The sequence below is a fragment of the Thermobaculum terrenum ATCC BAA-798 genome, assembly GCF_000025005.1.
Taxonomy (GTDB): domain Bacteria; phylum Chloroflexota; class Chloroflexia; order Thermobaculales; family Thermobaculaceae; genus Thermobaculum; species Thermobaculum terrenum.
Genome location: NC_013526.1, coordinates 46,757 through 66,861 on the forward strand (window position 1 = coordinate 46,757; position 20,105 = coordinate 66,861).

Sequence of the window (20,105 nt, forward strand, 5' to 3'; positions counted from 1 at the left end):
TACTTAATATTTAAGTAATTATTGAGTGCTCTACAGTAAACGTATATTATATTTCTGGAAGGCCCTCACAAAACATCTCTAGGAGGATCTCATGACCAAGCTGGATCGCAGAAGGTTCCTCAGGCTATCGGCGCTCTCGGCGGGCTCGCTGCTGCTTGCGGCCTGCGGGGGCAGCCCGGCATCCACGCCGACGAGCTCCCCCTCAAGCTCCCCCTCAAGCTCGCCCTCGGCCTCGCCCGCGGGGTCTCCGACCGCGGCAGCCACAGTCTCCGCCAACGTGACGCCCCAGGCCGTTTCCACCCCCGTGCAGAACATAGGGCAGGCCACGCCCGAATCCTACACCGGCAAGTACAACGAGGCGCCGATGCTGGCCGAGCTGGTGAAGGCAGGCAAGCTGCCGCCCGTGGAGCAGAGGCTGCCCAAGCACCCCTACGTCGTGCCCCACAAGTGGGTGCAGCAGGGCAAGTACGGTGGCAAGCTGATGATGGCCTGCACCGACCAGGGCGACTGGGCCACGGGCCACCTGATCCAGGAGTCCATGTACGGACACTCGCCGCTGCGCTGGCTGCGCGATGGCCTGCAGATAGGCCCCGGGCTGGTGGAGGCCTGGGAGGCCAACGAGGACCAGACGGTGTGGACCTTCCACCTGCGCGAGGGGCTGCGCTGGTCGGACGGCGAGCCCTACACCACCGCCGACATCCTCTTCTGGTGGGAGGATGAGGTGCTCAACCCGGAGCACCCCGAAGCGGTGCCGTTCGAGCTGGTATCGGCCACCGGCAACCCCGCCAAGCTGAAGGCCATAGACGACGTCACCCTGCAGATCACCTTCGATGCCCCGGCCCCGCTGCTGCCCGGGCTGATGGCCTGCTGGGTGAAGCGGGGCATCGGCCCCCGATGGATGGATCCCAAGCACTACCTCAAGCAGTTCCACCCCAAGTACAACCCCAAGGTGGGCAAGAACTGGGTGGACACCTTCAACGCCAAGGCGGACTTCGCCACCAACCCTGAGTGCCCCACCATGACCGGCTGGCGCCTCAAGGAGTACAAGCGCGGTCAGTACACCATCTGGGAGCGCAACCCCTACTACTGGTGCATCGACCGCTGGGGCAACCAGCTGCCGTACATCGACACCATCCAGCACAACAACGTGCAGGACGCCGAGGTGCTGAAGCTGAAGTTTACCCAGGGGGCCGTGGACTACGTGCACGGTGGCTTCGTCCCGATCAACGTCGACGACATAGCCACCTTCAAGCAGGCGCAGCCGCGCAGCAAGCTGCAGATCGAGCTGTGGGACTCCGGATCGGGGACGGCCTCCGTGTTCTTCTTCAACTACGACTACATCGACCCCGAGGTGCGGCAGCTGATACGCAACCCCAAGTTCCGCCAGGCGCTCTCCTACGCCTACAACCGCAGCAACGTGCAGAAGCTGGTGTACCTGCAGACCGGCGAGATCACGACCGGCACCACCAGCCCCAAGTCCATAGAGTTCGTGTTCAACGATCAGGGGAAGAAGGTGTACGAGCAGTGGCGGGACTCCTACGCCACCTACGACCCCGAGAAAGCTAAGCAGATGCTCGATGAGCTGGGGGTGAAGGACGTCAACGGCGATGGCTGGCGCGAGCTGCCTAACGGCGGCAAGCTCCTCATCACCTTGGACTATCCTGCATCCGAGCCACAGAGCAGCGAGCACGTCCGCAAGAACGAGCTGCTGGCCAAGGACTGGCAGGCCATCGGCCTCAACGCCCGATCCAACCCGCAGCCGCCGACCGGCTACGATGATCGGTGGAACGCTGGCAAGATCCTCTCCAAGACGGCCTGGGAGGTGAGCGATGGGCCCAACTCCCTCGTCAACCCCACCTGGCTCATCCCGCTGGAGACCTCCCGCTGGGCGCCGCTCCACGGGCAGGGCTACATCCTGAAGTCGACCGATCCACAGAAGATACAGCAGCAGAAGAACCGCGACCCGTGGAAGAGGCAGCCACCTCACGTGCTGCCCGAGCCGGGCGATCCCATCGACCGGCTGTACAAGGCTTACGACAAGGCGCGCAGGGAGACCGACCCCATCAAGCAGCACAAGCTGGTGTGGGACATCGTCAAGATCCACGTCGAGGATGGCCCGTTCTTCATGGGCTGCGTGGCCAACTACCCGAGGATCGTGCTCTACAAGGAGGGGCTGATGAACGTCCCCAAGAGGGAGGACCTGGCGCTACACGGCTTCGTGAACACCTGGATCCACCCCACCCCCGCCGTGTACGATCCCGAGGCCTACTACTGGGACAACCCCCAGGAACACATGTAACCTCCTGTGCCCGGTCCCAGCCCCGTAGATGCTCTAGGCTGGGACCTACTCTTCCCGCCAGAACTGCTCGGCCAGCCCATCGATCTCCTCGCCGGTCAGCTCCCCGTCGGCAAAGAGCACCCTGTAGCGCAGCACCAGCCTGCCGGCGGGCGGGAGGCTGAGGGGCTCGTCGAACATGAACGCCGCCGAGGCGCACGCGTAGGGCTCCTGCCGCACGAACCACTGGGTGGGGAACCTGGGGTTGTCGGGGTAGTCGATGAAGGCTATCGTGGCGAGCTCTCCCCTCTCATCCCGGCCGGTGTAGGCCAGCCAGGGGGACCGACGCCCCATCATCTCTGGTCCCCCCGCCCCTGCCGCAGCTATCCGGCCACCGACGAAGGACGCGGGCCCTCGCCAGAACAGCCCCCCGTAGCCCGCCATGGGCCGGCCATCCGTGGTGGGCGACCGGAAGACGAGCTCCCGTCCCGTCACGTTGCGCAGGTCGAACCGCAGGGTCAGCCCCCACAGCCTCTCTCCCGATATGTGGGGTACCAGCGTGCGGGATTCTTCCAGCAGCTGGCTGCCGTCGTGCCCGATCCAGCTGAGGGACTCCACAAGCCGTCGGGGATCCTCGGCGCTCCAGCCCAAGTGCTGCTCCACCCCCTGGTTCGGCAGGGGCACGTAGCCCTGGTCGCGCACGAAGGAGGGCCCTCCCCAGAAGTTGTGCCCCGAGAGGTTGGTGACGGTCATCGAGATCCCGACGTGCCAGGGGTGGTCGGGCGGCCGGTAGTCGGTGAGCAGCGCGCCCCCGAGCGTGGTCACGGGATGGAAGTACGGCCTGGGCGACTCGTACCTGGGGGTGTCCGGTCGGTAGACGTACCTGCACAGGGCCCTGCCCTCGTGCTCCAGCTCCAGGTACCCCTCCGCCTCGTGTAGGTGTATCTGCATCGCTATACCTCCTTGACCTCGAGCGAGCGTAGCGTGTCGATGTCGGGCTCTATACCCACCCCGGGCAGCTCGGGCAGCCACACCCTGCCGTCGTGCTCCACCTGCGCTTTGGTGGGAAAGAGCGCGCTGTCGTCGATGAATTGGCTGCCGTTGAGCGCGGCGGGACCCTGGCAGCCGAAGGCGGCGCCCAGCTGGCAGGCGGCCATCTTGGTGAGCATGGAGTCGGTCAGCCCGCTGATGAGCAGCGGCAGGCCGAAGGCCTGTGCTATGTGCACCTGGGCGATGCTCGGCCACAGGCCACCGCTGCGGGTCACCTTCACCACCAGGTAGTCCACCAGCCCCTCGGAGGCGTACAGCAGGAAGTCCGAGGGGCTCACCGAGGCCTCGTCCACCGCCAGCGGGAGGGGGCACCTCCCCCGGAACACCCGCATGAGGTGTGGCTTGTCGGCGGCAAAGGGCTGCTCCAGCACGTCCACGCCCGCCTCCGCCAGGCCCTCGGCGACCCGCGCGGCCCGCTCCACGGCCAGGCCCTGGTTGGCGTCGGCCCAGACAAAAGCCTCGGGGCCCGCCGCCTCCCTGATGGCCCTGGCGACCTGCACGTCGGTCTCTGGGTGCACACCCACCTTGAAGTTGAAGTGTTCGAAGCCCTTCGCCCTGGCGGCGCTCACTTCCCGGGAAGCCGCCTCGGGTGACGCAGCCGTCACGGTGTAGCTGAGGGCCACCGAGGCCGGTCGGGGGCTGCCCCCCAGCAGCGCGCGCAGCGGCACCCCCAGAGCGCGCGCCAGCAGGTCGTGCACCGCCATGTCGAGGGCCGACCGTGCGATCGGCTGCCCCGTGCTCGGGCCTCGGCCTATTGCCGCGTGCATCCGCGCGTGCAGCCCCGCCAGGTCGCTGGCTGGCGTGCCCACGACCGCCGGGATGAGGTGTCGCCTGAGCGTGGTCACCACCGTCTCCAGCGTCTCGTAGGACCACCCCGGCATGGGGCGGCACTCACCCCAGCCGTACCTGCCCTCCTCGTCCAGCACGCGCACGAACACCAGGCGTGCCCCCGCGCCCGCTTTCCCGGCCGAGCCAGAGGCGAAGACGAAGGTGCGGGTGATCGGCAGCTCCACGGGGTACACCTCCACGCGGCTGATCGTGGGCACCCTCATCCGACCTTCCCAGCCAGGTGGTGGTAGAAGGGGTCGCCCTCGACTATGGCCCCTCGGGCCACAGGCTGCCGGGTCGCCGCGGACTTGTACAGCGCGCTCATGAACTCTATGATCCTCCTGGCCTCCCGCCCGCTGACGAGTGGTCGCTCCCCTCGCTCCATGCTGTCCAGCAGGGCAGCTATCTGGGCCTCATGGGAGGACGGTACATCCTGCTCGGCTGGGTAGTCCAGGGGATTGGGCGCGTCGCGCTCGGGAGCTGGGGTGAAGCTCCAATTGTCGCGGGAGTACCCGTAGAGGGCGCGCACCTCGAGCGTCGCCCCCTGCAGGTCCAGCCGTAGGTAGCTCTCCTGTCTTGGGGAGAGCACGCTGTTGGCGATGCTCCCCAGCGCGCCGCCTTCGAAGCGCACGATCGCCATCGAGACGTCGTCCACCTCTATCTGGCGGTCCAGCGTGTCCGCCACGGCGGTCACCTCCTGCCACTCCCCCATCAGCCACAGCAGCAGGTCCATCAGGTGGATGCCGTGGCCGACGGTGACGCCTCCCAGCTCCGTGGCCCACTTGCCGCGCCAGGGCACGGAGTAGTACCCCTGGTCGCGGTACCAGGTGGTGTTGCACACCGCCACCAGCGGCCTGCCCAGCTCGCAGGAGTTTATCGCCCGGCGCACCTGCTGGGCGGCGGTGCCGAACCGCCACTGGAACACCGTGCTGCAGTACTTACCGGAGCTCTCCTCGGCCGCCGATATGCGGTCGAAGTCCGCCAGCGACCCGCACAGCGGCTTCTCGCAGAGCACCCAGGCGCCGGCTTCCAGGCTGCGGACGACGAGCTCCGTGTGCGTCCAGGGAGGGGTGCAGATGTGCACTAGGTCTGGCGATTCAGCCTGCAGCATCTGCTCGATGCTGGGGTAGCGCCTCCTTATACCGAACTCGTTGCCAAAAGCTTCCAAGCGGGAGGGGTCGGTGTCCACTAGGGCAACCACCTCCACCCTGTCCCGCAGGCGGCCGAGCGCTCGCATGTGGGAGTGGGCTATGCCGCCGGTACCAACGATAGCTGCGCGCACTGTCAACGTGATCACCTCTCAGCAGAAATAGGCCACGTCAATTATATATGATATATGGAGTTGCGGGTAGCCCCTTCGCTCCCGATCTGGTGCCCACAGCAGCGACACCCTGTGGGCGGGGCCAGCGTCGAGCCTTGTGAGCACGCCTGCAGGATTTGTCGAGCATGCCTTGGCACCGTGGCTAGGCGCGCAGCACCGTCGGGCGATGGCTGGTCCCGTGGGGGTTGCGCTCATCCCTGCGGGGCTAGCCCTCGCAGCTGCCCCGGGGCGGGAACGGGGACTTCAGGGCCTCGCCCTCCCTCAGGAGGTCACGGAGCGGCTGGTCGTTTGGCCAGGCGAACTCCACGCCTGCGTGCTGGCCACTGCGCGCGTCGAGCACGAAGCCCACGTACCTGTACCTGAGCTGGCGCTGTAGCTCCCCGCTGAGCATGATCCCCAGCATGTTGCTGGCTCCGAAGTTGCCCTTGACCACCACCAACGCCCAGCGTCCATCCTGGCTCCTCAGGTCACGGTCATGGCAGAGTCCCAGCCTGGCGATGTACTCCTCCGTTAGCTCCCGCACGAGCACCACCTGCATCCTGCCCCCCACGCGGTATTCCCTCGCGTAGCTCAGGGCCCGGCTCGCCAGCTGCTCCCTTAGCCTGCCGGTGATCTCCTTGGTCCCGTAGTCCACCGTAGGGTTGGCCGCCACCCTCATGTTGAGGGCGACCGTCGCGATCACCGCAAACAGCAGGACGAGCACCAACCTTCCCAGGAGGCGCCTCCTTAGACCTATCATCTTGCACCCCTCCGAGAGCATCTGTCAACATAATGTTACACCCCATGCGCTCGATGTCAACACCTGTCGACAGGGAGCCCTGGGCCTGGGTGAGGCGGGGAGCGATCCTTGGCACGAGCTGTGCGCCAAGAGCTGGTAGCCCGCAAGAGGTGGGCAAGCGCCAGGAGGGAGAACGATGAAGCTGCCGGGGATGGGGCTGATCAGGAGGGCGGAGAGGACGGGCAACGAGGTCGAGGTGCCGATGACGGAGCGCCTGGGTCTGGTGGACTTCGTCAAGCAGGTGCTGAAGGAGGCGCAGGAGGACCATCTGTCGGTGTTCGCCGGCCACCTGACGTACAGCGGGCTGTTCGCGGTCTTCCCGTTCATGGTCTTCCTGCTGTCGCTGCTGGGCATCTTCAGGGCGGAGGAGCTGGTGAACGAGCTGCTCAGCCGCGCCTCGACGGCGATGCCCCGGGAGGCCGTGGACCTGATCGGCGGGCCCATCAGGCAGATAGCGCAGAGCAAGGCCACGGGAGCGTTCGGGCTCAGCGCGCTGGTGTCCATCCTGCTGGCCCTGTGGGGAGTCTCGGGAGCGTTCCGCTCGGTGATGGAGGCGATGAACGTGATGTACGAGGTCAAGGAGGGCAGGCCGTTCTGGAAGAGGTACCTGATCTCGATCCTGCTCTCGCTCGGGGCGGCGGTGCTGATCATCGCCGCGCTCGTGCTGGTGGTGTTCGGCGCCGACATAGCCACCGCCATAGCCAGGGCCTCCGCCGGCCTGGGACCGGTGTTCAGGTGGACCTGGATAATCCTGCAGTGGCCCGTGCTGGTGGGCTTCGTCCTGCTGGCCTTCGCGCTGATCTACTACTTCGCGCCCGACGTCGAGCAGCAGTTCCGCTTCATCACGCCGGGCTCGCTGGTCGCGGTCGCGCTCTGGCTGGTGTTCTCGCTGCTCTTCTCGCTCTACGTCAACAACTTCGGCTCCTACAATAAGACGTACGGCGCGTTGGCGGGGGTGATCATCCTCATGCTCTACATGTACTACTCGGCGTACATCCTGCTGCTGGGGACGGAGATCAACCAGGTCATCGAGGAGCATGCCCCCGGAGGCAAGCAGGAGGGCGAGAAGGCGCCGGGGGAGGCCGGGCACCCTGCTGCGGGGCCGCGCCCCGGCGAGCGGGAGGGGATGGTCGCGATGGGCGCCCGTCGTGGCCCCATCCTCTCCGGTGTGGCCGCCTACCTGGCGCTGCTGGTGATCGGCCTGGTGGTCACCAGGCTGCGACGCTAGCGGGGATGCGCCCGCGGCCCACCTGCAGGCCATCACCTGGCTGTGTTTCTGCCTTTATCTTTAATAGAAGCTGTCTAAAGTAATCACTAAGCCCGTAAATGAACTAGGTATTTCTGCCTTTATCTTTTAATAGAAGCCCCACGCCTGTGGTGTGGCCGGCGCCGTGCCTCTGGGGCGCGCCTCTTGCTATCATGGAGGTCGTGATAGGTGATCTGACCAAGAGAGAGGGGATAAGCAGGGGGCTCTTGCTGCTGCTGGCGGTGGCCTGCGGCGTCACGGTGGGCAACCTGTACTACAGCCAGCCATTGCTGCCGCAGATGGCCGGCGACCTCGGCGTATCGGACGCCCGCATGGGATCTGTGGTATCGCTCTCACAGCTGGGGTACGCTCTTGGCCTGCTGCTGCTCGTGCCCTTGGGGGACAGGATGGACCGTCGCCGGCTGATATTCCTCACGGCCGCGGCTTCCGTGCCGGTGCTGTTGCTGTTTGCTATCGCGCCCTCGGCTTCGCTGCTGCTGCCGCTCTCGCTGCTGCTGGGCTTCGTGACGGTCACGCCGCAGATCATCGTGCCCTACGCCGCGGGGCTAGCGGATGCCGAGGGCAGGGGCCGGGTCATCGGCACGGTGATGAGCGGCCTGTTCGTGGGGATAGTCGTGGCGCGCGTGGTGAGCGGCTTCTTGGGACAGCTGTTGGGGTGGCGCCTGGTGTACGTGCTCGCGGCGGTCGCCACGACGCTCTTGCTGCCCCTGTTGAGGGGCCTGCCGCGCAGCGTCTCCGGAGTGGGTTATTCCTATGGACGTCTACTGCGCTCCCTGTGGCATCTGCTGAGGGAGGAGTCTGTCCTGCGCCAGTCATGCTTTCTCGGGGCTACGACCTTTGCCTGCTACAGCATCCTGTGGGCGACGCTCGCCTTCTACTTGGAGGGGCCCTCCCACGGCTACGGCAGCGCCGTCACGGGCCTCTTCGGACTGACGGGGCTGGCGGGGGCGCTCACCTCGATGGTCGTGGGCAGGCTGGCCGATGCGCGAGGCCCCCTGCGGACTATCGCCGCCGGGCTGCTCCTGCTGCTCCTGGCCTACCTCTGCCTGCTGGGAGGTGCGCTGCTCCCGCTGCTGGCCCTGGGGGCCTGCCTGCTGGACGCCGGCACGCAGTCGGTGCACATCTCCAACCAGACGCGGGTGCTAGGGCTCTCTGCCGAGGCTCGCAACAGGCTGAACACGGCCTACATGGTGACGTACTTTGCCGGGGGCGCGCTGGGCTCCTACCTGGGTGTGGCCGCGTGGAATGCCGCCGGCTGGTACGGCGTGTGCCTGGCCGGCCTGGGTGTAGTGCTCCTGGGAGGGCTAGGCTACGCGACGTTCGTCCTCCGCGGGAGCCCATATAGGTAGATGCCCTCTAGATATTTGTAATTATTACGGAATCCGCTAGCTTATAAAGCCATATCGGATCGCAGAGCATAACTATTAGGAAATTATTGTACCTAAATTTTTTATCTAACTATCTACTGACTAAATAATCATCTAGTTATACAATCGTATCACAATATAATATACAGATATAACTTTTGCAGGGGTGACGATATGATCAAAAAATCCTAAGCACCCAGTTATTGCCTGGTTATAAACCATCCCTCGTGTCTGTCACCCTTCTAGTTTGCCTACTTACTCTACTTCCCAGCTTAGTTGTGCAAGCTGCCACAGTACATCAACAACCTTGGTGGGATGATGCTGTGGCAGGTGGCAAGATGATATACCTCAACTACACCCGGTACGGGGGTGCTGTAAGCCATGCGGACAGCACTTGGTCCTCATTAGGGAAAGTAAATATATATCCAAAACCCTCGAATTCTAGCAATTGGAATCTAACAATCAATGAATACAATCAAAATGATGGGCTATGTGGTAAGTATGCACTTGGCGAGATAAAGCTCAATGTGTATTACTTTGCCAACTACAATGATTGGAACAGAAAATCCTGTGTGTCTCATGAGTTCGGTCATGCTCTAGGTATTGGCGATCATGATGAAGAGTATAACTGTATAGCTCTGTTGTATAAAGTTGTGGGGTGTTTTATTTCCCCTCAAAGCCACGATAAGAAAGACTATTATGATAGATGGCAGTAGCAATTTGCTAAGGAGGAGAGCTATGGCTGATGACAGACTTCTCTCACGTCGGGGGTGGGCACTCGTGGTTGCGCTGCTGGTAGGCGCCTACATCGTGTGGATCAGCATCCCCGCTACGAGGCAGGTCGAGGGCAGCTGGGTCACCGATTTCAGCGATCGCAGGAAGCTGGTAGGCTATGCCGATGCCGTGTTTGTGGGGCGGGTGATCGAGCGGACGGAGGAGGTAGCGGACCTCAGATGGCCGAGTACGCGCTTCCGCGTGGAGGTGCTCGAGGTGATCAAGTCCACCCGCAGGCTCGACCCATCCAAGCTGGACTCCGAGCCCTCGAGGCAGATATCGTTGCCCAGCAGCGTCATCGTCGACCAGTACGGTGGGTACACACGAGACCTGAGTGGCAAGCTGGTGAAGGTGGTCTTTGACGGCCAGGAGCTGCTCGAGCCCGGCAGGACTTACGTACTGGCGACCTCTATGATGCCGATCGCAGCTGGTACCACGTCCTGCCGATGGGCGCTGTGCCGGCGGACGATGCCGCGGCTCGCGACCAGGCAGTGGATAGCTTCAGACGTGCTGCCGCCGAGCAGATACCGTATGAGGCCAGTGCTGCCAACTAGGCTCGTCAGCCTGTGGCCGCAGGACGCGCTCCGCTAAACCACTAGGGATTGGAAAGGTAGCTGTACCTGCGGGGCTGGTACTGCAGGAAGCTCGTCCACGGGATGTACCTGTAGACCACCCTGTCCATGCCGGCGTAGGCGGTGGATTCCCACACGAACGCGCCGTTGCCGTCCACCGAGCTGACCAGCCGCACATGCGAGTACGGCTGGTTCATAATGTCGCCCGTCTCCAGCGACCACGGCCCGGGCAGCGCGTAGGAGATGTTCGGCAGGGAGGCTGTGTAGTACTTCTGGTCCGACCTGCCCCAGGCCCTCGTGACGAACCCCGAGCAGTCCACGCCGCGCGAGCAGCTCTCCGCGCCCACGTTCGTCTCGGCGATGTCCCCAGCCTGGTACCCTCTGTCCAGGTAGTAGTTGTAGGCGCTGACGGTATCCCACCCGCCCCAGTCATAGGCCACGCCCGTGTAGGTGCCGGGGGAGAGCAGGTAGCGTGGCGCGTCCCTGCCGCCACAGGTGCCGGCTATGTTCGTGCTCGTGTAGTACCTGGAGTTGTTGACGTAGTCCCAGGCCCTGCTGGCTATGGCGCTTCGAGACGTGTAGGCGCCAAGGGTCTTGGTGGGGCTGGAGGTGGTCACGGTGCCCTTGGGGAAGAGAGGTGAGAGGCTGGAGCTGAACGCCAGCTTGATCACCCTGGCGCTGTCCTCCCTGGTTACCAGGCCGTACACGCTGCCGTCGGGAGCGATCGCCAGCGGATGGGCCACGTTGACGTACTGCTGATTGATCGGGAAGCGCGCCACCCCCAGCAGCCTGCCATCGGCTCGATAGTGGCGTACGGTGTAGTCGAACCTGAAGAAGCCGCTGGAGTTAGGGGCAAGGTCCACCACGATGACGTAGAAGCTGCCGCCTGGCTGGGTGGAGGCCGGGTTGATCCCCAGCAGCCGTAGCCCACCCAGGTAGTTGTTTACCCAGACGTTGCGCACCACATCACCTACCTGGATGCTGCCGGCCCGTGGCCTGTTCCTCGTAGCAGGGGTGATGGTTATGGTCTCGCCGTTCAGAGTAGCTCCCCTCACCCAGGCGCGGGAGAGCGTGCCCTCTGGAGACAGCAGCCTGTACTTGACTATGCCTCGTGCCTCCAGGTAGAGCTCGCCATCCTGGCCTGCTATAAGCCCGGTGATGGACCTCTCCAGGGAGGCAGGTATCACGTACTTCTGGATGAGCTGGCCGCTATAGCTGAGCTTGAGGACACGGATGTCAGGCGCACCTGCATCCAGCGCCACCAGCCCGTAGGGCATGGCCTTGAGATCGGTGATGCCCACGGCACCGTAGGGCTTGAGGTCGATGGTGCCCAGCACGCTGCCCTCTGCTGAGACGTGCGTGAGCTTGTTCACGTAGGAGTTGGAGATCCAGAAAGTGCCGTCTGGGGCGACCGTGAGCGCCGTGGGCCCCCACTGCATCTCCTCCGGCTGATCGGCCGTGGCGTACATCACGGTGTTCCTGCCCTCTTGCAAGGAAAACTCTGTGAGGTTGGTACGGGTGGACTCCTCCGCAGCCGCGGGGCGGTAGGTGCTCAGCAGAGCGAGCACACACAGACAGCACGCTAGCCTTCTCATAGAACAAATTCCTTTCTTCGCATAAAGGCTACATATATAAGATATCTATTGCGCCGATTTTAATCCATAGCCCATTTGGGCCATAGCTGCCTAGGAGCCATATCTCCCCACAGGTTTTCTGGTATCGTAGTACCTGGTAGACAAATTCTTACTGGGGGAGTGACATGACGAAGCTAGGGATCATTGGTTGTGGCGATGTGGCTTTCCGCTCGTACTTCCCGGTGTTGGAGCAGCTGGGGGACGCCCAGGTGGTGGCGTGCTTCGACACCGTAGCCGACAGGGCCAGGAGGGCGGCCGCTCGGTTCCCGGGGGCCGAGGCCTACACTGCGTACGAGGAGTTCCTGGCGCATCCGGGTCTGGATGCGGTGATCAACCTCACGCCCGCCCCTCTGCACGCCCAGGTCACGGAGGCTGCTCTGAGGGCCGGCAAGCACGTGCTCTCCGAGAAGCCTATAGCCAGCAAGGTGGAGGATGCGCAGGCGCTCATCGAGCTCGCCAGGGAGCAGGGCCTGCTCCTGCTTGCGGCGCCGGCGGTCATGGCTACCCCGCGCTTCAAGTGGGTCAAGCGCCTGCTGGCTTCCGGCCGGATAGGCAGCCCGACGCTGGCGGTCGCGCAGATGGCCACGATGGGGCCCGCCAGCTGGCGAGAGTACACCGGCGACCCCACGGTCTTCTACTCGGCCACGGTGGGGCCGGTGGTGGATATCGGGGTGTACGCGCTGCACGCGGTCACCGGCCTGCTGGGCCCCGCCAGGCGGGTGCAGGCGATGGGGGGCATAGCCATCCCCGAGAGGAAGGTGCTTACGGGACCCCATGCCGGGAAGAAGATCCAGGTCGAGGCCAACGACCACGTGCTCATCCACCTGGACTTCGGCCACAGCCGATTCGCGCAGGTGTTGGCGAGCTTCGCCGTGCCCAACAGCAAGGCGCCGGCGATCGAGCTGCACTGCACCGGGGGCACGCTGAGTCTTGACATAACCAGGTGGTACGAGGGCTACGGCTCGATCGACGTGTACCTCGAGGACGGCTCCGAGCTGGGCGTGGAGGGCTGGATCAACGGGCTGTATCCTCCTCTCCCCGACGAGGGGCCCACTTTCAGCCTGATCGGGTACGGTCCGGCACACTTCGTGCGCTGCCTAGCTGGCAAGGAGGAGCCGATCCTCACCGCGGAGCACGCCACGCACGTGCTGGAGATCATGAACAAGATCGGCGACTCCATCAGGCAGGGCAGAGCGCTGGATCTTGACACCAGCTTCTGATGGTTGGACAATGCTTTCACCTTGTAACACCACAACGTAGGAGGTACTTATGGGGCCGGATAACGTGGCATTGGAGCTGTACACGCTGAGGGAGCAGACGCGGGAGGACTTCCCGGGTGCGCTCCGCGCCGTGGCGGAGGCGGGCTACAAGGCCGTGGAGTTCGCTGGCTACGGCAAGCATACCCCACAGGAACTCAGGTCGCTGCTCGACGACCTGGGGATAAAAGCGATCAGCGCGCACGTACCCTACCAGCGCTTCGAGCAGGAGTTTGATAAGGTCATTGAGGAGCTGCACACCCTCGGCTGCGAGTACGCCGTGGTGCCCTACACCTCCGAGGAGCTGCGCAACAGCCCGGAGGCCGTCAAGAGGCTGGCTGAGACTTTCAACCGCTGGGGGGAGCGCTGCGCTACGGAGGGGTTGAGGTTCGGCTACCACAACCACGCGTTCGAGTTCGAACCATTGGGCGAGGAGACGATGTACGACCTGCTCGCGGCCCAGACGGACCCGGCGTTCGTCGACCTGCAGATAGACGTCTACTGGGTGATGTACGCTGGGCTGGACCCGATCGAGCTCATAAGGAGGCATTCCGGGCGGGTGCCCACCCTGCACGCCAAGGAGATGTCCAACAAGCCCGACAGGTCCGACACGACCGTGGGCGATGGCATCACTCCCTGGCCGCAGCTCATAGCCGCGGCCAACGCCTCCGGCACCCAGTGGCTGATAGTCGAGCAGGAGGACGATCCCGCCAACGCCTACCGCGACATCAAGCGCAGCCTGGAGAACCTGCGCAACCTCATATCGATGTCCCTGGGATCCTGAGGAGGTGTAGCTATGTCGCAGCCAAGAACCGACCTCGCTCCAGGCAGGTTTCCTGCAGACTTCACATGGGGGACGGCCACCGCGGCCTACCAGATAGAGGGCGCGGTGCGCGAGGATGGCCGGGGGGTGTCCATCTGGGACCGCTTCAGCCACACCCCGGGCAAGACCCACAACGGCGACACCGGCGACGTGGCCTGCGACCACTACCACCGCTGGCAGGGCGATATCGAGCTGATGCGTCGCCTGCACGTCAACGCCTACAGGTTCTCGATCGCCTGGCCCCGCATCCTGCCCGAGGGGTGGGGCAGGGTCAACCCGCCGGGGCTGGACTTCTACGATCGCCTGGTGGATGGCCTGCTGGCCGCAGGCATCACCCCATGGGTGACGCTGTACCACTGGGACCTGCCCCAGGCACTGGAGGATCGAGGTGGCTGGCCCAACCCCGATACCTCCAAGGCGTTCGCCGAGTACGCCGACGTGGTCACCCGGCGGCTGGGCGACAGGGTCAAGCACTGGATCACCCTCAACGAGCCCTGGGTGGTGGCCTTCCTGGGCTACTTCACCGGCGAGCACGCCCCCGGCCGGAAGGAGCCCGAGTCCTACCTGCCGGTGGTGCACAACCTGCTGCTGGCCCACGGCCTCGCCGTGCCGGTCATCAGGGAGAACTCCCGCGACTCCCAGGTGGGGATCACCCTGAACCTGACCCACGCCTATCCGGCCGGCGACAGCGCCGAGGACGAGGCCGCGGCCAAGCGGCTGGATGGCTTCATGAACAGGTGGTTCCTCGACCCGCTGTTCACGGGGGGCTACCCCCGCGACATGATCGATGTCTTCGGGTCCTGGGTGCCCTCCTTCGACGAGTCGGACCTTGGGGTGATAGGGGCGCCCCTGGACTTCCTGGGGGTGAACTACTACAGCCCCTCGTTCGTGCAGCATTCGGAGGGCAACCCGCCGCTGCATGTCGAGCAGGTGCGGGTGGACGGAGAGTACACCGACATGGGCTGGCTGGTGTATCCCCAGGGGCTGTACGACCTGCTCACCCGGCTGCACAGGGACTACTCCCCCGCGGCCATAGTGATCACTGAGAACGGTGCGGCCTATCCGGACGAGCCGCCGGTCGAGGGGCGGGTGCACGATCCCAAGCGCGTGGAGTACTACGCCTCGCATCTAGACGCCGCCCAGCGCGCCATCCGCGATGGAGTGCCCCTACGTGGGTACTTCGCCTGGTCCCTCATGGACAACTTCGAGTGGGCCTTCGGCTACAGCAAGCGTTTCGGGCTGTACTACGTGGACTACGAGACGCTGGAGCGCACCATCAAGGACAGCGGCCTGTGGTACAGCCGCGTGGTGGCCGAGGGCCAGCTCGTGCCCACCGAGAGCGTTGCCTGATCTTCCCCGGGGGGCGGTCATCCCGCCCCCTCAATTTTCTTACCGTCCTCTTACCTCCCTGAGATCTTCCCTTGAAGTTCACCCCCTACACTCATAATCGAACGCTGGCGACGGCGTTGATGCCAACAGAGAAAGGGGGGATGCTCACCAAGGCACACATTACCTTACAGGACCCTAGAACCCGTACCCATGGCACAGATCAGAAGATCCTTGTGATGAAAGGAGGTGTACAGCGCTTGAGAAATATCCGTAAGCTGGGCTTCATGGCCTCTGTGGGGTTGCTGCTCCTGACGCTGGTCTTCTTCAGCGCGCAGGCAGTGAACGCCCAGAGCAGCTCCAGCACCAACAGCTACTATCAGCAGTTCGTCAACAAGGTGGCCCAGATCCTGGGCAAGAAGCCCCAGGAGGTGCAGTCTGCCATGACCCAGGCCAGCGAGGACGTGATCGACCAGGCTGTCAAGGATGGCAAGATCACCCAGCAGCAGGCCCAGGAGATCAAGTCCCGCATACAGGAGACGGGGATGCCCTTCCCGTTCTTCGGGCGACACATGCACGGGCCGTGCTTCCCGGCCGTCGCGGGCACGGTGTCTAAGATCAGCGGCAACACCGTGACCGTGAAGACGGACAGCGGCAGCAAGACCGTACAGGTCTCCGCGGACACCGTCTTCCGCAAGGATGGGCAGGAGGCCACGAAGAGCGACCTCAAGGTCGGCGAGTTCGTGCGGGTGATAGGCCGGGAGAACTCCCAGGGCGTCATCGAGGCACGGGCTGTGCTGATAGGGGAAGGCGAATTCGGCTGGCACCACAGGGGTTGGGATCGCGACGAGGTGGAGTCCACCAATGGGGCGAGCTCCAACTCCCAGTAGGGGCCACAAAAAGGCTATCATACATCCCGGGGGAAAAATCCCCCGGGATGCTTTGTGAGGTTGACGTATGGAGACAACTGTGATCACCGAGCTACACGTGCCGAGGGGGATAAAGCTGCTGGCCGGGCTGATGATGAGCGCGGTCGCTGGCCTGCACCTGGCAGAGGCGCCAGCTCTCCTGCAGAGGGAGCTCTACCTGCCGCTGGTGCTGTTTCTCCTTGGGGCGTTGCTCGCGCTCCTGTCGGTGTTTGGCATCATGCAGGACAGGTGGGGGGCAGGCTGGGTGATGGGGGTGCTCACCTGCGCCGCTCTGATGTTGGTCTACCTGGTGGATAAGGGGGACTACCTGGGCACCTTCACGGCCTGGGTATCGTCCGATGGCAAGGCGCGGGGGGCGTTCTGGATCGAGCTGGCGTTCATCCTGCTCTGGTTGCTTGGCCCCAGCAGGGTGCAGAGCTGGTACAACTACGCGCTGATCGTGCCCTCGCCCCGGCGGGATCAGCTCTCGCTGCGCAATAAGTAGGGAGGTGTGAGTCTTTGGATCTCGACGACAAGCCCGTCGGCAGGTTGCTCACCAGACGGGAGGTGCTGGTGAGCTTTGGGGCCCTGGGCCTGGCCTTCCTCACCGCCTGCTCCCTCCCGAGCGGCGCCGAGCGGAGCTCTCCCTCCGCGGCCTGCGTCGTGCGGCCCGAGCTCACTGAGGGGCCTTACTTCGTGGACGAGGACCTGCGCAGGTCGGACATCCGCACCGACCCCACCGATGGCACGAGGAAGGAGGGGCTGCGGCTCGACCTGAGCTTCCAGCTGATGCAGCTGGGTGCCGCATGCGAGCCCTTGCCGGACGCTCGCGTGGATGTGTGGCACTGCGATGCGCTGGGCGTGTACTCGGACGTCTCTGATCCCAACTTCGACACCACCGGGAAGAAGTTCCTGCGGGGCTACCAGCTGACCGATGAGCGCGGTGTGGCCCGCTTCGTGACCATATACCCTGGCTGGTACAGTGGCAGGGCCGTGCACATCCATTTCAAGGTGCGCTACGGAGGGACAGGCAGTGGGGTCTACGACTTCACCTCCCAGCTCTTCTTCCCGGACGAGCTCACCGATCAGGTGCACGCGCAGCCGCCGTACGCCTCCAAGGGTCAGAGGGACACGAGGAACGCCCAGGACGCCATCTACCTCCAGGGGGAGACCAGCTGCTGCTCAAGCCCTCACACGCCGGGCGATCCTATACGGCCTCGATAGCCCTCGCCCTCGACCTCTCCTAGGAGCCCGGTATTCCAGGCGAACGCCACCACGCAGCAGGCGCCCAGCACCCCCGCAGCCACCTCCAGGTGACCGTGCCCTGGCAGCCAGGGAAAGGCCGAGGGCGCCACCCTGGCGAGCACGGTGAGGTTGCCCGCGACCAGCAGGGCCCACGTCACGGCCCTGCTGCGGACCTGCTGCTTCCCGAACCCCGGCAAAAGGTGGGTGCCCACCCCGAAGATGAGCAGCGTGGCGAACCCGGCGCCCAGGGCGTGCCGGTAGGCATCCTGTCGGCCACCCACGGCCATCAGGGCGCCCACGAGCAGCCACAGGTAGGCCGAGAGCGCCAGCAGCTGCGCGGGGTCTCGCGGGATGGGCAGGGATCCCCTGGGGCGCGGCCGGCGAGGCTCCAGCAGCCGCAGGCCAGCTGTGAATAGCCCGGCGGCGAGCAGGTAGAGGACCTGGCCCTCCACGCCCAGCAGCGACGAGGCCACCGCCGCCACCTGGATAGCTAGCCCCGCCCAGAGCAGGGGCATGGAGGGCATCCGAGTCCGGAATAAGATGGGGAAGTTGCGCGCCGACATCCCCACGGATATCGGGACGATGAACCCCTGGAGCATGAGGGTGATGATCGCCCCCATGGAGCTTGCCGGGTAGATCCCGTAGCGCACGACGCTGCTCTGCAGCGCCGCCAGGGCGTTGACCAGTGCCGCCCCCCACAACGAGAGGAAGCCGGCGAGGAAGAACGGCATGACCCGCGTCATGCCCTTCATCTGTCGCAAGGGTGGGCCGTCCCTGAGGGTCCGCCACAGGATCGCAAGCACCAGCGTGCAGCCGGCGAGCTCGAGCCACGCGCCCGTGACCAGCACCCAGGCCGCGCTGTTGCGGAGCCAGGGCGACTGGCTGCCCGCCGCCATGGGCTGCGCCAGTAGCCTGCTCGCTATCCCGGCCAGGAGCAACCACAGCGCCCAGCCCGTCATGGGCGGATCGAGCTGGCGAGCGCTGCGTAGCCGGGGCAGGAAGTGGAACCCAACTCCCAACACCATCAGGCCCACCCAGCCGAACAGCTGCGTATGCCCGTGCGCCTGGGCGGTCGCCACCCACGCTGGCCCCGCCCCTCGTGGAGACAGCAGGAAGAGCAGCGCTCCCGGCAGGAACCCCCCAAGGACCGCCAGCGTGCAGGCAGCCTGTGCGTACTCCCTCCATCTCTGGGCCAAGCGTGTACCTCCGTCATTCAAGTATAAGCCCCTGGCACCAAGGTGTGTTTTGGATTAATATGAGAGCGGCCTCGGAGGACTCCTCCGAGGCCCTACACGAGATAGCTGGAGGTTGAGAGTGTCGTTTGAAGCCAGGATCAAGGAGCTGGGGATAGAGATTCCTGAGCCCGCCAGACCGCTTGCGGCCTACGTGCCCACCGTACGCACCGGCAACCTGGTGTTCGTGTCGGGGCAGCTGCCGACGCGTGGTGGGGAGCTGGTCGCCCGAGGCAAGCTTGGAGAAGGCGTGTCGCTCGAGGATGGGCAGGAGGCGGCGCGCGTGGCCGCCATCAACGCGCTGGCAGCGCTGAGGGCCGAGCTGGGGTCGCTGGATCTGGTCCGGAGGATCGTCAAGCTCACGGGCTACGTGGCCTCCGCGCCGGGGTTCGTCGCCCAACCGCAGGTGATCAACGGCGCCTCCGAGCTGATGCAGGCCGTGTTCGGCGAGAGCGGCAGGCACGCTCGGGCGGCGGTCGGGGTATCGGAGCTGCCCAACGGCGCGCCCGTGGAGGTGGAGCTCATAGCCGAGGTGGCTATCTAGGAGCCGCAAGTTGCCGCTGCAAGTATCCCTGCCCACGGCCTACGGTGTAGCTAGCTACCCTCCTGGGGCTACATTCGGTCCCAGGAGGCTGAAGGACTTTGAGTTCGTGTGGATCATGAACGGGAGCGCTGAGTACGAGTGCCTCGAGCTCGGAAGGTTCCACTTACCTGAGGGGGCCGTGTTGCTCTGCAGGCGCGGCATGATGGACCTGTTTCGTTTCGATCGTGAGGTCCGGACGAGGCACGCTTACTTCCACTTCGACATCAGGGAGTTTCCGCACTACTGGCCGCCGGTGGACGTCTGGCCCTGGGTCTACGAGGCTCAGTCAGCGGGGGTGCTCGTGCCCCTGTTTGGGCACGTGCTCGCCTGCATGGAGCAGGGCAACGAGGGGCAGGCTGAGCTGGCCATAACCCTGATGCTGGAGTCGTACATCGGTGGGGAGACGGATATCCTGTGGGTGAGCAAGCCCAACCTCCCCGAGCCGGTGGAGCTGGCCCGCAGGTACATAACCGCGAGGCTAGACGAGGATCCCTCAGCCGAGATCTCCCTGGAGGACATGGCAGCGCACGCGGGCGTCTCGCCGGAGTACCTGTGCAGGCTGTTCCGCTCCTACACGGGGCTGTCCCCGCTGGGGACCGTGCGCATCTGCCGGCTGGACCGCGCGGCCATGCTGTTGTTGCGATCCAACTACACCATCACGCAGATATCCAGGATTTACGGCTTCTCCAGCCCCTTCCACTTCTCTCAGCGGTTCAAGGAGCTGTATGGTAAGTCGCCCTCACAGCTGCGCAAAGAGTCCCAGCTAGGCCAGGTACAGTTTGCTCCCATCCTCCCGGAGATGTTGTGATCTGGTCAATACGATGTATGTTTAGGTTAGTGCGCGGTATGGCCATGCCCTGTCTCCT

General features: G+C 64.5%; 20 protein-coding genes. 13 read left to right on the forward strand and 7 right to left on the reverse strand.

Annotated features, from left to right (window positions below; translation table 11 throughout):
* Window positions 1–78 precede the first annotated feature (78 nt).
* The gene (locus TTER_RS16060) at window positions 79–327 is read right to left on the reverse strand and encodes a hypothetical protein (protein ID WP_241215265.1); all 249 of its coding nucleotides are present in this window, start codon (window positions 325–327) and stop codon (window positions 79–81) included.
* A gap of 37 nt (window positions 328–364) precedes the next feature.
* Here TTER_RS16060 and TTER_RS09785 point away from each other — a divergent pair, with 37 nt between their 5' ends.
* Window positions 365–2,299 (forward strand): ABC transporter substrate-binding protein, encoded by a 1,935-nt coding sequence (locus TTER_RS09785; RefSeq protein WP_241215266.1) that lies wholly within the window; start codon window positions 365–367, stop codon window positions 2,297–2,299.
* A gap of 45 nt (window positions 2,300–2,344) precedes the next feature.
* On the opposite strand, the gene TTER_RS16065 is transcribed toward TTER_RS09785, so the two are convergent.
* The 4 genes from TTER_RS16065 to TTER_RS09805 form a co-directional block, all read right to left on the reverse strand.
* On the reverse strand, window positions 2,345–3,226 hold the full coding sequence (locus TTER_RS16065; RefSeq protein WP_012875865.1) for a DUF6807 domain-containing protein: 882 nt from the start codon (window positions 3,224–3,226) through the stop codon (window positions 2,345–2,347).
* A 2-nt stretch (window positions 3,227–3,228) separates the two neighbouring features.
* Window positions 3,229–4,338, reverse strand: coding sequence for a mandelate racemase/muconate lactonizing enzyme family protein (locus tag TTER_RS09795; protein ID WP_169302677.1), 1,110 nt, complete (start codon window positions 4,336–4,338; stop codon window positions 3,229–3,231).
* Between the two features lie 35 nt (window positions 4,339–4,373).
* A complete protein-coding gene (locus TTER_RS09800) occupies window positions 4,374–5,435 on the reverse strand; it encodes a Gfo/Idh/MocA family protein (RefSeq protein ID WP_241215276.1) in 1,062 nt (353 codons plus the stop codon).
* A gap of 244 nt (window positions 5,436–5,679) precedes the next feature.
* A complete protein-coding gene (locus TTER_RS09805; RefSeq protein ID WP_012875868.1) occupies window positions 5,680–6,213 on the reverse strand; it encodes a hypothetical protein in 534 nt (177 codons plus the stop codon).
* A 175-nt stretch (window positions 6,214–6,388) separates the two neighbouring features.
* Here TTER_RS09805 and TTER_RS09810 point away from each other — a divergent pair, with 175 nt between their 5' ends.
* The 4 genes from TTER_RS09810 (at window position 6,389) to TTER_RS09825 (ending at window position 10,251) form a co-directional block, all read left to right on the forward strand.
* Entirely contained in the window at window positions 6,389–7,480 is a 1,092-nt protein-coding gene (locus TTER_RS09810) for a YihY/virulence factor BrkB family protein (protein ID WP_012875869.1), read from the forward strand.
* 200 nt (window positions 7,481–7,680) lie between these two features.
* On the forward strand, window positions 7,681–8,868 hold the full coding sequence (locus TTER_RS09815; RefSeq protein ID WP_049823048.1) for an MFS transporter: 1,188 nt from the start codon (window positions 7,681–7,683) through the stop codon (window positions 8,866–8,868).
* 341 nt (window positions 8,869–9,209) lie between these two features.
* Window positions 9,210–9,602, forward strand: a complete 393-nt coding sequence (locus TTER_RS09820; RefSeq protein WP_041425221.1) for a hypothetical protein — start codon at window positions 9,210–9,212, stop codon at window positions 9,600–9,602.
* Window positions 9,603–9,624: 22 nt separating this feature from the next.
* Entirely contained in the window at window positions 9,625–10,251 is a 627-nt protein-coding gene (locus TTER_RS09825) for a hypothetical protein (protein WP_012875872.1), read from the forward strand.
* Window positions 10,252–10,255: 4 nt separating this feature from the next.
* Here TTER_RS09825 and TTER_RS09830 read toward each other — a convergent pair whose 3' ends face one another.
* On the reverse strand, window positions 10,256–11,827 hold the full coding sequence (locus TTER_RS09830; RefSeq protein WP_012875873.1) for an SdiA-regulated/phytase-like domain-containing protein: 1,572 nt from the start codon (window positions 11,825–11,827) through the stop codon (window positions 10,256–10,258).
* 164 nt (window positions 11,828–11,991) lie between these two features.
* On the opposite strand from TTER_RS09830, the gene TTER_RS09835 reads away from it, so the two are divergent.
* The 6 genes from TTER_RS09835 (at window position 11,992) to TTER_RS09860 (ending at window position 17,403) form a co-directional block, all read left to right on the forward strand.
* Window positions 11,992–13,086 (forward strand): Gfo/Idh/MocA family protein, encoded by a 1,095-nt coding sequence (locus TTER_RS09835; protein ID WP_012875874.1) that lies wholly within the window; start codon window positions 11,992–11,994, stop codon window positions 13,084–13,086.
* Between the two features lie 49 nt (window positions 13,087–13,135).
* Window positions 13,136–13,906 carry a sugar phosphate isomerase/epimerase family protein gene (locus TTER_RS09840; protein WP_012875875.1) on the forward strand — a complete coding sequence of 257 codons (771 nt, stop codon included), beginning with the start codon at window positions 13,136–13,138 and terminating at the stop codon, window positions 13,904–13,906.
* Between the two features lie 12 nt (window positions 13,907–13,918).
* Complete coding sequence (locus tag TTER_RS09845; RefSeq protein WP_012875876.1) at window positions 13,919–15,295, forward strand: GH1 family beta-glucosidase; 1,377 nt, start codon at window positions 13,919–13,921, stop codon at window positions 15,293–15,295.
* 236 nt (window positions 15,296–15,531) lie between these two features.
* Window positions 15,532–16,161 (forward strand): DUF5666 domain-containing protein, encoded by a 630-nt coding sequence (locus TTER_RS14875; protein ID WP_148211983.1) that lies wholly within the window; start codon window positions 15,532–15,534, stop codon window positions 16,159–16,161.
* A gap of 67 nt (window positions 16,162–16,228) precedes the next feature.
* Complete coding sequence (locus TTER_RS09855; RefSeq protein WP_012875878.1) at window positions 16,229–16,684, forward strand: hypothetical protein; 456 nt, start codon at window positions 16,229–16,231, stop codon at window positions 16,682–16,684.
* A 14-nt stretch (window positions 16,685–16,698) separates the two neighbouring features.
* Window positions 16,699–17,403 (forward strand): intradiol ring-cleavage dioxygenase, encoded by a 705-nt coding sequence (locus TTER_RS09860; RefSeq protein ID WP_012875879.1) that lies wholly within the window; start codon window positions 16,699–16,701, stop codon window positions 17,401–17,403.
* On the opposite strand, the gene TTER_RS09865 is transcribed toward TTER_RS09860, so the two are convergent.
* A complete protein-coding gene (locus TTER_RS09865) occupies window positions 17,370–18,641 on the reverse strand; it encodes a heme-copper oxidase family protein (protein ID WP_148211984.1) in 1,272 nt (423 codons plus the stop codon). The two genes, TTER_RS09860 and TTER_RS09865, sit on opposite strands and share 34 nt — an antisense overlap.
* A 97-nt stretch (window positions 18,642–18,738) precedes the next feature.
* Here TTER_RS09865 and TTER_RS09870 point away from each other — a divergent pair, with 97 nt between their 5' ends.
* The gene (locus TTER_RS09870; protein WP_012875881.1) at window positions 18,739–19,200 is read left to right on the forward strand and encodes a RidA family protein; all 462 of its coding nucleotides are present in this window, start codon (window positions 18,739–18,741) and stop codon (window positions 19,198–19,200) included.
* 10 nt (window positions 19,201–19,210) lie between these two features.
* A complete protein-coding gene (locus tag TTER_RS09875) occupies window positions 19,211–20,047 on the forward strand; it encodes a helix-turn-helix transcriptional regulator (RefSeq protein ID WP_012875882.1) in 837 nt (278 codons plus the stop codon).
* Window positions 20,048–20,105 lie beyond the last annotated feature (58 nt).

What these genes read in the sequence shown, in the direction of transcription:
- TTER_RS09805 (WP_012875868.1), bottom strand. Translation starts at nt 6,213, where the DNA reads ATGATAGGTCTAAGGAGGCGCCTCCTGGGAAGGTTGGTGCTCGTCCTG.
- TTER_RS09810 (WP_012875869.1), top strand. Translation starts at nt 6,389, where the DNA reads ATGAAGCTGCCGGGGATGGGGCTGATCAGGAGGGCGGAGAGGACGGGC.
- TTER_RS09830 (WP_012875873.1), bottom strand. Translation starts at nt 11,827, where the DNA reads ATGAGAAGGCTAGCGTGCTGTCTGTGTGTGCTCGCTCTGCTGAGCACC.
- TTER_RS09835 (WP_012875874.1), top strand. Translation starts at nt 11,992, where the DNA reads ATGACGAAGCTAGGGATCATTGGTTGTGGCGATGTGGCTTTCCGCTCG.
- TTER_RS09785 (WP_241215266.1), top strand. Translation starts at nt 365, where the DNA reads ATGCTGGCCGAGCTGGTGAAGGCAGGCAAGCTGCCGCCCGTGGAGCAG.
- TTER_RS09855 (WP_012875878.1), top strand. Translation starts at nt 16,229, where the DNA reads ATGGAGACAACTGTGATCACCGAGCTACACGTGCCGAGGGGGATAAAG.
- TTER_RS16065 (WP_012875865.1), bottom strand. Translation starts at nt 3,226, where the DNA reads ATGCAGATACACCTACACGAGGCGGAGGGGTACCTGGAGCTGGAGCAC.
- TTER_RS09825 (WP_012875872.1), top strand. Translation starts at nt 9,625, where the DNA reads ATGGCTGATGACAGACTTCTCTCACGTCGGGGGTGGGCACTCGTGGTT.
- TTER_RS09845 (WP_012875876.1), top strand. Translation starts at nt 13,919, where the DNA reads ATGTCGCAGCCAAGAACCGACCTCGCTCCAGGCAGGTTTCCTGCAGAC.
- TTER_RS09840 (WP_012875875.1), top strand. Translation starts at nt 13,136, where the DNA reads ATGGGGCCGGATAACGTGGCATTGGAGCTGTACACGCTGAGGGAGCAG.